Below are 14,347 nucleotides of genomic sequence, written 5' to 3' on the forward strand. Positions count from 1 at the left end.
TTCCGCACTATCTTGAAGGAGGTGAAAAAAATGGCATTTCAGTTTAGAAAGAAGATTAACAAACGTTCAGACCAACAGGAAGCCTCTAAAATTGTTGTGACAACGCCGGATTATTTTAAAGAATTAATTTCAGAGAACTACACTAGGTTATCTGATAATCCAGAAGTTAGGATGGCAGTAGAACGTATTTCAGATATGGTGTCTAGTATGACTATTCAATTAATGCAAAACTCTGAAAAAGGAGACAAGCGTGTGATTAACGAATTATCACGAGTAGTGGATATTCAGCCAAATCGATATATGACTCGAAAAAACTTTATTGCTTGGCTCACGAGAGTCTTATTGTTAGAAGGTGGTGGGAATGCAGTTGTAAAGCCAGTGTTTCAGGGTCTTACTTTGCAAGAACTAACTCCGATAGCACCAAGTAATGTGTCATTCAATCTTGGAGAAGAGGACTACACCATTAATATCGGAGCTAAAGAATACGATCCGCAAACGTTACTGCATTTTGTGATAAACCCTGACCCTAACCGCCCATTTATTGGGAGTAGCTACAAAGTTGCATTAAAAGATTTGGTAGGAAATCTGAAACAGTCCTATGTGACAAAAAAAGCGTTTATGAGTAAAGAGTATATGCCAAGTATTGTCATATCAATGGACACTGATTCAAATATGGAAGGAGAGGAAAAGAAAGAGGATATCGAGAAAAGATACCTTACTCGAAAAAAAACAGGTGCCCCTTGGATTATTCCAGAAGGCATGATGAAAGTAGAGAAAATCACTCCCCTTTCTTTAAAAGATTTAGCCATCAACGAAGCAGTAGAAATTGACAAAAAGACTGTGGCTTCATTATTAGGCGTACCGCCTTTTTTGCTAGGAGTTGGAACGTATAACAAAGATGAGTATAACAACTTTGTGAATACCAAGATTTTATCGTTCGCTCAGTCTATTCAACAAACGCTAAATCAATTGATTCTTGACCCGACGATGTATTTCAATTTCAATCCAAGAAGCCTGTATAACTATTCCCTAACAGATTTAGTGAGTTCTGGAGTAGAAATGGTTAAAGTAAATTCGCTGCGTCGCAATGAATTGCGTAATTGGGTAGGTATGCCTCCAGATGCAGAAATGGATGAATTGTTAGTCTTAGAAAATTACTTGAAACAAAATGATTTAACGAAGCAGAATAAATTGGTCCAAAATAACTCGAAAGGGGGTGAGGAATAAATGAACAAACGAACTTCCTTTCAGGTGAGGGATAACGGGGAATTGACTATCGATACGGAGGCCGCTGAAAAACTAATCAGTGGTTATTTTATTGTATTCAATTCCGAAACAGAGCTTTATGATCGTGTATTTGAAGAAGTCGCACCAGAAGCTTTGACGGGTGTCGATTTAAGCGATGTGAAAGCATTGGTTGACCATGATACATCAAAGGTGCTTGGACGTACGAAATCATCCACGCTAAGCCTTTCCGTTGATGAAAAAGGGTTGTATGGAGAAATTCGGGTGAACGAACACGACCAAGAAGCTCTGAATTTATATTCTCGAGTTATTCGAGGGGATGTCGACCAATGTTCTTTTGGCTTTGACATTTTGAATGAAGAAATGATTCAAAACTCCGATGGAAGCGTAAAGTTTATTATTAAATCCATCAAGCTGTATGAAGTATCAGTCGTCACGTTTCCTGCCTATCAAGACACTGCAGTAGAGGCGAGAAGCAAGCAGATTGAATCGGCGCAAAAGAAATCATTGGAAAAAAGAAAATCAAAATTGGAGGAAAAATTACATGGCATTAAAACAACTTATTTTAAAAAGGAAGATTAATGAACGGTCTACAAAGCTTACAGAATTATTGGAGCAGCGCTCGACTTTAGAAAAACGTGAAACTGATTTAGAAGCGGCATTAAAGGAGGCCGAAAAGCCCGAGGATGTCGAAGAAGTTGAAAAATCAGCGGATGAATTAACAACCGAAATTGAAGAATTAGATGCTGAAATCAAAGATTTAGAAGCTGAAAAAGCTGATCTAGAGGCAGAGTTAGCAAAAATTGAAGATGACGGCCCACAAAAAAATGATGAAGAAGAAAGGAGCAAACGCTCGATGAAAAGAAAAACTGTGAAAACGAATGAAGGTGCCGAAGGAATTGAAGCATTACGATCTGGCATTAATGACTTTGTTCATTCTAAAGGAGAAAAACGAGCGGAGTCTTTAGGTTTTACCACTGTTGAAGGCGGGGCTTTAATCCCTGAAGAATTACTTTCGCCTGAAATGGTTCCGGAAGACGTTATCGACCTAAAAAAATACGTGAAAGTAACACCTGTTAATAGTTTAACTGGTAAGTTTCCTGTAATCAAAAAATCAGGTACGAAGATGCATACAGTAGCAGAGTTGGAAGAAAATCCTAAATTAGCTAACCCAACTTTTTCTCCTATCACCTTTGAAATTGCAACACGCCGTGGGTACATTCCAATTTCTCAAGAAGTAATTGATGATGCTGATTATGATATTACAGGTTTAATTCGTGATGAAATTGCGACGCAATCTCTTGATACAGTGAACGCTGATATCGCAGCAATTTTAAAGACAGCTCCTGCGAAAACTGTCACTGGAGTTGATGGGTTGAAAGATTTATTAAACAAGGAAATTAAAAAAGTCTATTCAAACGTCAAGTTTATTGTATCGGCTTCTCTTTATGCTGAACTGGACAAATTAAAAGACAAAAACGGACGGTATTTGCTGCAAGAATCAATTACTGCTGCAAGCGGTAAAGTCCTTTTAGGTAAGGAAGTAGTTGTTTTGGATGACGATGTCATCGGAACAAAAGTTGGGGATATGGTTGGATTCGTTGGCGAAGCAGCTTCTTTTGCACGATTTTTCGACAGATTACAAACCTCAGTAGAGTGGGTTGATAATAACATTTATGGGAAATTATTAGCTGCTGTTATTCGTTACGACGTGAAGAAAACAGATTCAGAAGCTGGCTTCTACATCACATACACCGCAGCGCCTGCCGAAGGATAAAAGAGGGGATTAATCCCTTCTTTTTACTTTTTTTGAAAGGAGACTATCCATGAAATATCAAGTTTTAGTTGATTTTACTGATAAAGAAACAAAGCATATCTATCGCAAAGGAGATAGTTATCCCGTAAAAGGACGCACGAAAAAAGCTCGACTGGATGAATTGCTTTCGCCTGATAATCTTCGGGGACAGCCTTTAGTTAAGGAAGTGGGAGAAAATGCCAACTAGTAGCAGTTTTGAAGAATCCGCACTAACCCTTGTCAAGTCTTCTTTAGGGTATAGAACGACAGTTCGTGACGAGTTGTTAAAAAAAATAATTGATGGAGTGAAAAATGAATTAATCGAGGAAAAAGGCATTCAGTTAGAAGAATCAAATACAACACATTTAATGTTTGTAGTTGATTTATCAGCTTTTCGTTATGAAAACAAAGGCGCTAGCGCCATGCCACGTAATCTTGAATATCGTTTGCGTAATCTGATAATCAAATATGGCGGTGGTAGTGATGAATAACTGGGATTTAGAGATCAGCTTGTTACAACAAGATGGCTTTGGAACCAATAAAAGTGGTGACAAAATTCCTAAATACAAAGAAATAGAACTTTTAGGATACGAAAAGCCTATTTCTAGGGGAGAATTATTACTTGCTGGCCAATCCAATATTGAAATTTCTAAGATTATTGTTATTCATTCTTTTGAATATAACAATGAGCAACTTGTGAAAATTGATGGGGTCCCTTATCAGATTGTGAATACCTATAAAATTTCAAATGAAGAAATTGAGCTTAAACTCAAATCTAAAAAGGGGTTGAGCTAATGGATATCGGCAATCTTATTGCGGAATCTCTCGCTGAATACACAGAGGAGGTTAAGCAAGAGCTAGAAGTCATAAAAGAGACTGTAGCGGATGAAACGGTTGATTATCTGCGCTCTAGCAGCCCAAAAGGCAGGCGTGGTAAGTATGCTAAGGGTTGGAGAAAAAAGAAGGACGGAACTGGTTACGTCGTTTATAATTCAACTGATTATCGACTCACCCACATTCTGGAAAAAGGCCATGCAAAAAGGAATGGTGGTCGTACCCAAGCACAACCGCACATTATTGATGCAGAGAGAGCGGCTATTTCATCTATGGAAAAACGAACAGAGGAGGCCATAAAATCATGACAGTAACTGAATTAAGAACGTTGCTCGATAGTATGGCAATCCCAGTTCGTTATCGTGCGTTTAAAGTTGGCGAAGTACCTAATTTGCCTTACATTTTGTTTTATGTCGAGAGTAACGAAGGAACTCTTAAAGCTGATAATCATAACTATGCTAAGATTCGCAATGTAACTATTGAATTATATTCAGAAGAAAAAGACCCTGAACTAGAAGAAAAACTAGAAGCCGTTTTTGACAGTAACAAAATTGAATACGATTCTTATGAAAGTTATTTAGATACAGAAGATATGTATGAAGTAGCTTATGAGATTGTAATTTAGGAGGATGAAACATGGCAACAAAAGAAAATAAAGTGACCTACGGGTTAGAAAATGCTCATTACGCAAAATTAACTTTTGGGGATAATGGCGTCCCAACATTTGCAACACCTGTGCCAATTAAAGGGTCAGTTGAATTTACAATGGATCCAGAAAGTAATGCGATTGAGTTTGCGGCAGATAACGATTCTCGCTATTTTTCAGCGGATGAGAATAACGGATATAGCGGTACATTAACGATTGCAAATATGCCGTTGTCTTTCCGAAAAGATATTTTAGGTGAAGAAGAAGATACAACGGCGGGAACAATCACTGAATTGGCCGACGCAAAGTTCAGTCCTTTTGCTTTGCTATTCCAATTTGATGGGGATGTAACTAAAACCCGACACCTTATTTATTATTGCAACGGAAGTCGTGCGACGGTTTCATCAAAAACTGGTAAAGATATCACTGGGGTGGAATTGCCATTTAAATCGAAGCAGCTCATTTACAAAGATAAAAAGTTAATCAAAACGCAGACGACTAGCGAAGAATCAGCCAAATATGCTGATTGGTTCAAAGCGGTTTATCTTGTGGGAGAACAACCAGCCGAAGGGTAGCAATCGCTATCCTTCTTTTTTTGGAGGAAAAATACATGGAAAAAACGATTTATATTGATGACAAGCCAGTTCGCTTAAAATCGACTGCTGCTACCCCGTTGCGGTATAAAGCTCAGTTTCGAAAAGATTATTTTGCGGAACTATTGAAACTAGCAAAGTTTGGAAGTTCAGCAAGTAAAAACGAAGAAGAAGCAGACGAATTTGATTTGACGGATATCTCATTTTCTGAATTAGATATCTTGGATTTTGAAGTCATTTACAACTTCATTTGGGTGTTAGCTAAAACGGCTGATAGCACTATTCCTGCACCAATGGAATGGCTAGATAACTTTGATTCTATGCCCATTGCGGAAGTATTCCCTGAAGTAGCCGAACTGCTAGAAGCGAGTATCGCATCTAAAAAAAAGTGGATCAAGTAAGTGGTTCAGATGAACCATTTACAGAAGAATCCTTTTTTTATTGTTGCAGACAAGTCGGATTGTCTATTGACGATATGGAAAAAATGAATATTGGTCAGTGCTTAGACCACATTCAAGAATGGATAGATTCACAGACCAAAAAGCCGTCAGAAAAAGCGGTTAGTCGAAAGGCTACGCAAGATGATTTCAATAACTTTTAGGGAGGTGAAAGGATGGCGAATAAATCAATAAAAGGAATTACGATTGAAATTGATGGTAACGCAACTGGGTTAGATAAGGCGCTAAAAGGTGTAAATAGCACGTCGGTAAAACTCAATTCCGAACTAAAAGATGTCAATAAGTTATTAAAATTTGACCCATCAAACGCCACAGGACTTGCTCAAAAACAAGAATTGCTAACAAAATCAATTGAAAACACCTCCCAAAAGTTGCAACAATTAAAGGCTGCTCAAGGTGAAGTTGAAGCTCAATTCAAATCAGGAAAAATAGGCGAAGAACAATATCGTGCTTTCCAGCGGGAAATCGTCACAACTGAGCAAAGTTTGGCGGGGTATAAAAGGCAATTGAGCGGACTTCAAGAAGAGCAAGACAAGCTTAGTCAAAATACCAAGCGATTAGATACTTTTTTTGAAGCAACTGGAAAAAGCATTGATGATTTTTCTGATATTTTAGGCAATCGAATGGTATCGGCCATCAAGAATGGAACAGCGACTAGTGATCAACTTGAAGTCGCATTAAACAAAATAGGAAAAGAAGCGCTTGGTACTGAAACTGATTTAAGCAAAATGAAACAATCCCTAGATAAAATTGATGATGGAGGCTCGTTAAACGAAGTGAAGTCGGATTTAGCAGAGCTATCTCCTAAAGCTGACGAAGCGAGCGATTCTATATCTGACATGGCCGACAGTTTATCATCGGGTAAAATGATGCAGGCAACAGAATTGTTATCTAGTGTTGGAGATAAAGTCCTAGAAATAGGCACGAATGCAAAAGATAGTGCATTGGAATTTAGTTCAGCTTTTGGGACATTGAACGCTACCACAAATTTGAGTGGCCAAGAGATAGAAAAGTTGAAGGCTATCGCCACAGACGTGTTCGAATCTGGCGTTACAGATTCGATTGACGAAGCGGTAGAAGCTACCTCATTAATGAAGTCTTCTTTTTCTGAATTAAACAATCAAGATTTAGGTAAATTAACGGAACAGGTTATTAACCTAAGCACGCGGACAGGCACCGATGTTCAAGAGAACGTTATTGGTGCAAGCAAATTAATGAATGCTTTTGGTTTAGATGCTACAACTGCGTTTGATTTAGTGGCTAGTGGCTATCAAAATAATTTAAATTACTCAGGCGATTTCACAGATACACTGAGTGAGTATGTGCCTTTATTTGCGGAAGCAGGATATTCTGCAGAAGATATGCTCTCCATTTTACAAAATGGTATGGAAAATGGTGCAATGAACACGGATAAAACCGCTGATGCAGTGAAAGAACTTCAAGTAAGGATGGGAAACGGCTCGCTTGAAGGTGTGTTGAGTAATTTTGGCGAAGAAACGCAGTCTACTTTCCAAAAATGGAAAGATGGTCAAGCCACCGTTTCTGATGTAGCTACAAGCATTCAAACAGATTTACAAAAAATGACACCATCTGAACAGCAGCAAGCATTGTCTTTGTTGTCTACTCAATTTGAAGATTTAGGGATTGGTGCTGCAACTTCTCTTTTTGATGTTGAAAAAGGCTTCGATGATGTTTCAGGTGCAATGGATAAAGCAAGCGAAAAGGACCCTTCACAAGAGTGGCAAGCTAGTTTAAACACGTTTACCACCTCATTACAAGAAATAGGAACTAAGATTCTGATAGCTTTACAGCCTGTTTTAGATTGGTTTTCCGATTTAACTTCTGCATTTAACGGACTATCAGAACCCGTACAAAATACTATTTTAATCTTCGGAGGGTTAACAGCAGTCATTGCTATTATAGCGCCGATAATCGCTGCCATCATGGCAATTGGAAGTACAGTCTTTGGAATTGCGGCAGTTATTGCTGCGGCAATCGCCTATATCATTCTAATTTTTCAAAATTGGGGGACGATTGTAGATTGGCTGAAGAGTTTGTGGCAAGGATTTAGCGATTGGCTATCGGGGTTGTGGCAATCAATTGGTGTTATTGCAGGTAGTGTTTGGTCTTCTATTACTACAACTATTTCAAGTGTTGTTCAATCTTGCATATCCGTTGTTCAAGGGTTGTGGAGTAGTGCGAGTGGATTTATTTCAGGTATTTGGAATGGAATAGCGAGTACAGCCTCCAGTATTTGGAACGGTATTACCTCGGCCATTTCTAGCGCCATTAATCAAGCAAGCAGTATTGTGTCCAGCATAGTGAACGGTATTAGTTCAACTATTTCTAGTGTTTTCGGTGGCATCCAATCAACTGTGACCAGCATTTGGAATGGCATTAAATCTGCGATTGAGGGGCCAATCAACACGGCGAAAGACATCGTGAAGGGTGCTATTGACGCAATAAAAGGATTCTTCAATTTTTCTATTTCATGGCCTCATATTCCGATGCCACATTTCGGTATCAGTCCGAGCGGTTGGAGTGTTGGAGATTTGTTGAAAGGAAGTATCCCTAAACTATCTATCGATTGGTACGCTAACGGAGGTATTTTAACCAAACCAACTGTCTTCGGGCAAAATGGAAATAGTTTAATGGTTGGCGGCGAAGCTGGAAAAGAAGCGGTTGCACCTTTAAGCGATTTGATGGCTTATGTGGAAGCTGCTGTTGCTAATCAACTGGGCAAATCAGAAGAAAAGTACAATCAAATGATTTATCTATTAAGTCAATTAGTGAATAAACAGACTATCATAATGATGGATAGCACCCCGGTAGGTAGATTAGTCACCCCAACTGTTATGGATGAAATGAATGCAAAAGAAACAATGATAAACAAAGCTTGGGGAAGGGGGTAAATCATGTTTTTAAGCGTGACATTCAACGGACACAATCTTTCAGACTACCTAGATGTGCTAACAGGTTTTGAACGGAATATTGGCGGGAATGTATCTATAGAATTGCAAAAAATCGGATTTCAAAATGGTCAGCATTTTGTATCAAAATCAGCAAACTCTTTAGAAATATCTATGCCTTTTCGTATGAGGTACGATTTGCTAGACAAAAAAAGGGAACTAGAAAAGATATTAACCGTCTCCGAACCAAAACCACTCATATTTGGGAACGAGACTGAAAAAGTATATTATGCGATTCCTACCGGACAAATTAATTTTAGCGATCAAGAATATTCCGGCAATGGTACTATCACTTGGCTAGTCCCTGATGGCATAGCCCATGACCTAACGTTAACCTCAACTACCGCTAAACCAGATGAAAATGGCATCTTATCCATGGATATCAACTATGACGGCGTAGTAGACACACCATTACAATTGAAATTCCATAATAATTCGGAAACAGGGTATCTGAGTGCAATAGGCATTCATGAAGACCAAGCGACATTCCTCACCCAATTAGGTTATATGGATGAAGCGGATGGTGAAGTCCGAGAGAAAATGGCAACCATTTTCGAGAAAGACGGCGGGAAATCTTTCGCTAATTGGAAAGACGCTTCCACCTTTTATGAAAATCAATCTAAAAAAGTTGTGACGACAATGTCATCTATTTCGGATTATGGCGGTTGGTTAGGGAAACTACCGAATAGTTTTACCAATAATGGGAGCGGCTATTACGGCGCTTGTAAAGAGCTTGTATTGTCCACTGCAGCACAGTCTTGTTACTTGTGGGCTAGAGCGTGGTTTGAAACCGGAGTAATGGGACAAACAGGGGAATGGTGCTTAGCGTATGTTGATGAAAACAATCACTTCATTGCAGGTATGGCGATTGAGAAAAATGATGGCGTGGGAAATAGCGCCATGGTAAATTTCCTCATTGGAGATGGTGCTGGGGGAAGTCGTGTTTACAAAATAAACGAGTTTACACCATCTTATTGGTCACCTCCTAATCCGTATGGAACACAAGCACGAACGAACAATACGAATATGTTTGATCTAAAGAAGGAGAACGACAAGATCACCTATTTTTTCAATGGTGGTTACTATTCGACTACCATTCCGGCATTACAAACAAAGAAGGTAAAGAAGGTTCAGTTCTTTACTGGACAATACGGCTCACAACCAGCTTCTAAATTAGTGACTCATATGGGGATTCGTGATGTCTTAGTCATCGATTTAAAATCGCAGTATTGGCAAGATTTACCCAATCGGTTTAAAGCAGGTACGGATGTAGAGATTCGTCAGGATTCGGGTATGAACATGATTTACCGAGATGGCATTAAAACGCTAGAAGACTTTGTGACCGGTAGCACCTTTCCTATTTTGAAACCCGGAAACAATCATATAGAGTTTGGATGGAGTGGGTTTACGACCACGCCGCCCACCATTACAGGAACGTATGAAAAGAGGTGGTACTAATTGAACACACAAAAACCATTGTTGGCCGTTTTGGACAATCAAGACAACTTACTGTGCGTAACGGAAGACTATTTCGATAGCAACCTTCATCGATTTTTAGTTGGTACTGCAGCGTTCTTTTCTTGTTCTGTTCTCCAAACAGCTGGGATAGCCCCTTTTTTCAAAGTGGGAAACAAACTGTCTTTCGTCTATAACACTGTTCAGTATCATTTCGACATCACGAACATGGTGAAGAATGAGCAGAAAATTGAGATTAAGGCAGATAGCTTAACGCTTGAACTTCGAAATGAAGACAGCGGTAGTTATAAGGCGAGTGCGCCGATGTCGTTAGAAGAATACCTCAAGGTATTTTTGTTTTCTGGTGACAATCCAATTGAAATGGGTGTCAACGAAGTAGCGGATAAGAAAATCACGGCTGAGTGGGACGGCGAAGAAACGAGTATTCTTGCTCGTTTATTTAGTTTAGCCAACAAGTTTAGTGCGGAATTTGAATTTGTGACAGTGCTAAATAAGCACTGGGGACTTGAAAAAATCGTGCTGAACGCTTATTTACAGCATGATGACCAACATCAAGGAATCGGTGAAAATCGCACGGATGTGCTACTGGAATATGGCAACAATGTTGAAACTGTCGAAATCGAAGATAATAGTGATAATCTGAAAACAGCTATTCAGCCAACTGGTACAGACGGATTGACGATTGCGAATGTCGTGATTGATGAACGTGATAAGAATGGTAATATCCTATTTCAAAGTGAAAAAGGAAGTCCGTATATTCGAGCTGTACAAGTAAGAAATCAATTCATGGCCAAGGTCGGCGGTGAAGGTTATATTCTTAAAAAATGGTCTTATGACACCACGAGCGATACCGTTTTAGCTGCTCAAGCATTAGCGGAATTGAAAAAGTTGTCTCAAATAGAAACAACCGTCACCATTAAAGCCTATGAGGATTTGAATATCGGGGACACTATTCTTGTTCAAAATACCGGATATATACCTACGTTAAACCTTTCTGCCCGCATCAGTGAACAAGATATTTATTTTGATGAACCTAGCCGGAACACGAGTACCTTTACTAACATAGAAATTCTACAATCGGAAGTGGATACCTCCTTATTAGCTAGAATGCAAGAACTGCTTGAAGCAAACAAAACCTATACTTGTGCGATTATTTCGGATAACGGGATTATTTTTAAGAACAACCAAGGAGCAACGACATTAGAAGCAAGTGTGCGAGACGTTGGGGCTGACAAAACAGACCAGTTTGTCATTAATTGGTTTAAAGATGGTGCAGTAGTGGCCACAGGCAAGGAAATGACGATTCTTGCAACGAGTGTCGCCGATAAGTCTGTGTATCGTTTTGATGCGGTCAATACCGATGGAAAAGTCGTAGGCAGTGCAGAAGTCACTGTCAGCAACGTTTCCGATGGGAAAGATGGAGAAAAAGGGGACAAGGGAGACCGAGGCGACCAAGGTATTCAAGGCTTACAGGGCCCTCAAGGAACGCAAGGAGTCCGTGGTCCCACGGGTGCTGATGGTAAGACCCAATATACCCATATTGCATACGCAGATAATAGTTCAGGTGGTGGATTCTCTCAATCGCCAACAGGTAAAACGTTTATCGGGATGTATGTGGATTTCACAGCGGAAGACTCAACAGACCCTAGTAAGTATCTTTGGTCAAAATATGTAGGGGACCCGGGTGAAAAAGGGATTCCGGGTGCGGCTGGAACTGATGGCAAAACGCCTTATTTCCATACAGCATGGGCAAACTCAGCAGATGGTAAGACAGATTTTAGTATCTCAGTTTCTGTAAATAAACTGTATATGGGAACGTACACGGATTATACATCGGCAGATTCGACCGACCCTACGAAATACAATTGGACAAAGGTTAAAGGAGACAGTGCCTACACGCACAATGCTTGGTCATGGTCACCTGATGGAACAGATAGGTTTACAACGGTTTATCCTAAAGAGAATTTATTATTAAATACGGATACCTTTGGAATTCCTTGGGCTAAGTATACGGGAACTTTAACCTCTAATGGTGACGGTACAAAATATTCACTTAAAAATACTTATAGTAGCGGGAATTATTTAGAGCTTGCGAACTATCCGATACTTAATAGTGAATCGACATTTTTTGCAGGAAAATGGTATGCAGTTTTATTCCGAGCTAAGGGATTGGGCGTTAGAACACATGTGTATCCAAATGTTCCTGATTTGTTAATTACTAATGATGGTCGTCAGACTTCGGCAACTGATGGAATGATGAACTGGACATTGACATCGGGTTGGAAAGATTATTGGTATAAATTCAAAGCTAAATCAGGAATAACTGGTGGTAAAAATATTCTGTTCAGATTAGCACCAGGTGTTACACAAGCTGAAATTTCAAGTGTGGCTCTGATAGAGTTAGATAGTCAAAATGATGATCCAGGAATTTATACAAGCAATCCAGACTCAAACTTCACGGATGCCTATCCACTTTACCAAGGTACTTACTCGGACAACAACCCAGAAGCCTCTACCTCCCCTTTAAAATACACTTGGTCACGGATTTTAGGTCAGGCTGGCCAAGATGGTGCTGATGGTTCAAACGGTAAGGACGGCACAAATGGAAAAGATGGTGTAGGGATTGTTCCCGGGTCCACAGTCGTTGATTACCAAGTCTCAAGTTCCGGCACAACGCCGCCAACAGGAACGTGGACGACCGCCATTCCTCAAATGAAGGCAGGGCAATATTTATGGACTAGAACAACGTTCACATTTACCGACGGTACTAAGAAAAGCAATTACACTGTGGGCATGGCTGGTAAAGATGGAACCAGTGGAATCATCGTGTCTCAAACAGCGCCACAGTCACCGGTAGTCAATCAACTATGGCAAGACACTTCAGCGTCGCCTATCATGATAAAACGTTGGACAGGTAGTGCTTGGGTTGAGTGGGGAATGTCCATTGATAATCTAATTGTCGAAAATGTGGCCATTGAAAATGGCGTGTTCAAAACCTTGTCTGGTGTGGAGATTAATGCATCTAGATTTGTCAACACCTTTACAAAAGTCCCGTTACCTAACAATTCTGGTAGTACGGCTACTGGGACGACTTCTTTGGTAAACGGAGAACTAAGTTCAACTGGATTAATCGATAATACTTTTCCTATTCAGACAAAATACAATCCTGTTGGATTAGATCAAGTAGTTTTGAATGAGAATGGAACTGTACGATCTAGACAACAATTAACTCAGGGAGAATTGTTTTTACAAGACAGCGAAGGAAATTCAGGATGGTTAAACGCTAAACAATTAGCGGGTCCCGTTTTTAAGCAACAAGTTGTTTCACTGGAAGTTACTATAACAGCGAACGCAATGTTATACCGTAAGGTTGCTATTACAATTCCAACTGGGTATAGCTATCTTAGTTGTGATGTTGACTCATTGTATGGGTTTAATGATGTGATGTTTTTCGGAGCAATATTTGAAGCCCGAAATAAACAAATTGGTTTTACAATAAAATCATTTTTCGGAAACACAGCAACTTTAAAGTTTGCTATCACGGTGACATTTATAAACCAAGCAAGATTATAGCTACAGCAAAACAGACGTGCTACGGCAGGTCTTTTTATTTTGAAGAAAGTTGGTGAGGTATGCTTTTTGAACAGTGGATTTCTTTAGTCAGTTTATTAGGAACTTTGGTGGGTACATTCAGCGGGATTATGATTTCTAGTAAACTGACTATGTTTAGAATTGAACAACTTGAAAAGAAAGTTGAGAAGCACAATAACGTAGTTGAACGGACATATAGTCTTGAAGGGCGTATGCGAGAAGCAGAACACGATATTGTTGAAATTAAGAAAGAGGGGAAATAAAATGAAAAAAATTAACTGGAAAGTACGTTTTAACAAAAATAATTTAACGTTTGTCATTCGGTTTATCGGTGCCTTATTGGTACCGATTTTAGTTTATATGGGATTAGAAGTAACTGACCTTACATCTTGGTCAGCGCTAGGAGATGTGTTTTTATCGGCAATCTCCAATCCTTATTTGGTTGGCTTGACCGTTTTAAACGCCATTAACTTAATTCCTGACCCAACAACTAAAGGGGTAGGAGATAGTGTTCAGGCGTTAACGTATGAAGCGCCAAAAAAAGAAAACGTTCAGCCGCAAGACGAACGGAAAGGATTTGAATAAAATGGACGACAAACAATTAGCGGTTCCAGAAGAAGAACTAACAGCTACAATGTCCAATGACAATGGTCCAAGACCGGGAGACGAGGTGCTAGACGATGGCAACAGCGAATGATGTAGTTAACTGGATGTTGTCCAAGGTCGGCATCAAAGAAAAT

The 14,347-nt window shown here is 39.5% G+C and carries 15 protein-coding genes; all 15 read left to right on the plus strand.

Annotated features, from left to right (window positions below; translation table 11 throughout):
* The first annotated feature begins 30 nt into the window (after window positions 1–30).
* Window positions 31–1,227: a phage portal protein gene (locus ORH16_RS18160; RefSeq protein WP_265460336.1), complete on the plus strand. Its 1,197-nt coding sequence runs from the start codon at window positions 31–33 to the stop codon at window positions 1,225–1,227.
* Entirely contained in the window at window positions 1,228–1,827 is a 600-nt protein-coding gene (locus ORH16_RS18165) for an HK97 family phage prohead protease (RefSeq protein ID WP_265460337.1), read from the plus strand.
* Window positions 1,790–3,022 (plus strand): phage major capsid protein, encoded by a 1,233-nt coding sequence (locus ORH16_RS18170; RefSeq protein ID WP_265460338.1) that lies wholly within the window; start codon window positions 1,790–1,792, stop codon window positions 3,020–3,022. The genes ORH16_RS18165 and ORH16_RS18170 overlap by 38 nt, the downstream gene beginning before the upstream one ends.
* 49 nt (window positions 3,023–3,071) lie before the next feature.
* Window positions 3,072–3,248, plus strand: coding sequence for a hypothetical protein (locus ORH16_RS18175; protein ID WP_265460339.1), 177 nt, complete (start codon window positions 3,072–3,074; stop codon window positions 3,246–3,248).
* Complete coding sequence (locus tag ORH16_RS18180; protein WP_265460340.1) at window positions 3,238–3,531, plus strand: hypothetical protein; 294 nt, start codon at window positions 3,238–3,240, stop codon at window positions 3,529–3,531. The genes ORH16_RS18175 and ORH16_RS18180 overlap by 11 nt, the downstream gene beginning before the upstream one ends.
* Window positions 3,524–3,835 (plus strand): phage head closure protein, encoded by a 312-nt coding sequence (locus ORH16_RS18185; RefSeq protein ID WP_265460342.1) that lies wholly within the window; start codon window positions 3,524–3,526, stop codon window positions 3,833–3,835. The genes ORH16_RS18180 and ORH16_RS18185 overlap by 8 nt, the downstream gene beginning before the upstream one ends.
* Window positions 3,835–4,182, plus strand: a complete 348-nt coding sequence (locus ORH16_RS18190; protein ID WP_265460343.1) for an HK97 gp10 family phage protein — start codon at window positions 3,835–3,837, stop codon at window positions 4,180–4,182. Before ORH16_RS18185 ends, ORH16_RS18190 begins: the two co-directional genes overlap by 1 nt.
* Complete coding sequence (locus ORH16_RS18195) at window positions 4,179–4,499, plus strand: hypothetical protein (RefSeq protein WP_265460344.1); 321 nt, start codon at window positions 4,179–4,181, stop codon at window positions 4,497–4,499. The genes ORH16_RS18190 and ORH16_RS18195 overlap by 4 nt, the downstream gene beginning before the upstream one ends.
* Before the next feature lie 11 nt (window positions 4,500–4,510).
* Window positions 4,511–5,095 carry a major tail protein gene (locus ORH16_RS18200; protein WP_265460345.1) on the plus strand — a complete coding sequence of 195 codons (585 nt, stop codon included), beginning with the start codon at window positions 4,511–4,513 and terminating at the stop codon, window positions 5,093–5,095.
* Between the two features lie 35 nt (window positions 5,096–5,130).
* Window positions 5,131–5,514, plus strand: a complete 384-nt coding sequence (locus ORH16_RS18205; RefSeq protein WP_265460346.1) for a hypothetical protein — start codon at window positions 5,131–5,133, stop codon at window positions 5,512–5,514.
* A gap of 212 nt (window positions 5,515–5,726) precedes the next feature.
* Entirely contained in the window at window positions 5,727–8,483 is a 2,757-nt protein-coding gene (locus tag ORH16_RS18210; protein ID WP_265460347.1) for a phage tail tape measure protein, read from the plus strand.
* Window positions 8,484–8,486: 3 nt separating this feature from the next.
* On the plus strand, window positions 8,487–9,998 hold the full coding sequence (locus tag ORH16_RS18215; protein WP_265460348.1) for a distal tail protein Dit: 1,512 nt from the start codon (window positions 8,487–8,489) through the stop codon (window positions 9,996–9,998).
* Complete coding sequence (locus ORH16_RS18220; protein WP_265460349.1) at window positions 9,999–13,589, plus strand: phage tail protein; 3,591 nt, start codon at window positions 9,999–10,001, stop codon at window positions 13,587–13,589.
* Between the two features lie 59 nt (window positions 13,590–13,648).
* Window positions 13,649–13,870, plus strand: coding sequence for a hypothetical protein (locus ORH16_RS18225; RefSeq protein WP_265460350.1), 222 nt, complete (start codon window positions 13,649–13,651; stop codon window positions 13,868–13,870).
* Between the two features lies 1 nt (window position 13,871).
* Window positions 13,872–14,192 (plus strand): phage holin, encoded by a 321-nt coding sequence (locus ORH16_RS18230; RefSeq protein WP_265460351.1) that lies wholly within the window; start codon window positions 13,872–13,874, stop codon window positions 14,190–14,192.
* Window positions 14,193–14,347 lie beyond the last annotated feature (155 nt).

It is taken from the genome of Enterococcus sp. HY326 (genome assembly GCF_026157065.1).
GTDB lineage: Bacteria > Bacillota > Bacilli > Lactobacillales > Enterococcaceae > HY326.

Excerpts from the sequence above, each read along its gene's own strand:
- ORH16_RS18160 (WP_265460336.1), top strand. The coding sequence starts at position 31 with ATGGCATTTCAGTTTAGAAAGAAGATTAACAAACGTTCAGACCAACAG.
- ORH16_RS18165 (WP_265460337.1), top strand. The coding sequence starts at position 1,228 with ATGAACAAACGAACTTCCTTTCAGGTGAGGGATAACGGGGAATTGACT.
- ORH16_RS18170 (WP_265460338.1), top strand. The coding sequence starts at position 1,790 with ATGGCATTAAAACAACTTATTTTAAAAAGGAAGATTAATGAACGGTCT.
- ORH16_RS18175 (WP_265460339.1), top strand. The coding sequence starts at position 3,072 with ATGAAATATCAAGTTTTAGTTGATTTTACTGATAAAGAAACAAAGCAT.
- ORH16_RS18180 (WP_265460340.1), top strand. The coding sequence starts at position 3,238 with ATGCCAACTAGTAGCAGTTTTGAAGAATCCGCACTAACCCTTGTCAAG.
- ORH16_RS18185 (WP_265460342.1), top strand. The coding sequence starts at position 3,524 with ATGAATAACTGGGATTTAGAGATCAGCTTGTTACAACAAGATGGCTTT.
- ORH16_RS18190 (WP_265460343.1), top strand. The coding sequence starts at position 3,835 with ATGGATATCGGCAATCTTATTGCGGAATCTCTCGCTGAATACACAGAG.
- ORH16_RS18195 (WP_265460344.1), top strand. The coding sequence starts at position 4,179 with ATGACAGTAACTGAATTAAGAACGTTGCTCGATAGTATGGCAATCCCA.
- ORH16_RS18200 (WP_265460345.1), top strand. The coding sequence starts at position 4,511 with ATGGCAACAAAAGAAAATAAAGTGACCTACGGGTTAGAAAATGCTCAT.
- ORH16_RS18205 (WP_265460346.1), top strand. The coding sequence starts at position 5,131 with ATGGAAAAAACGATTTATATTGATGACAAGCCAGTTCGCTTAAAATCG.
- ORH16_RS18210 (WP_265460347.1), top strand. The coding sequence starts at position 5,727 with ATGGCGAATAAATCAATAAAAGGAATTACGATTGAAATTGATGGTAAC.
- ORH16_RS18215 (WP_265460348.1), top strand. The coding sequence starts at position 8,487 with ATGTTTTTAAGCGTGACATTCAACGGACACAATCTTTCAGACTACCTA.
- ORH16_RS18225 (WP_265460350.1), top strand. The coding sequence starts at position 13,649 with ATGCTTTTTGAACAGTGGATTTCTTTAGTCAGTTTATTAGGAACTTTG.
- ORH16_RS18230 (WP_265460351.1), top strand. The coding sequence starts at position 13,872 with ATGAAAAAAATTAACTGGAAAGTACGTTTTAACAAAAATAATTTAACG.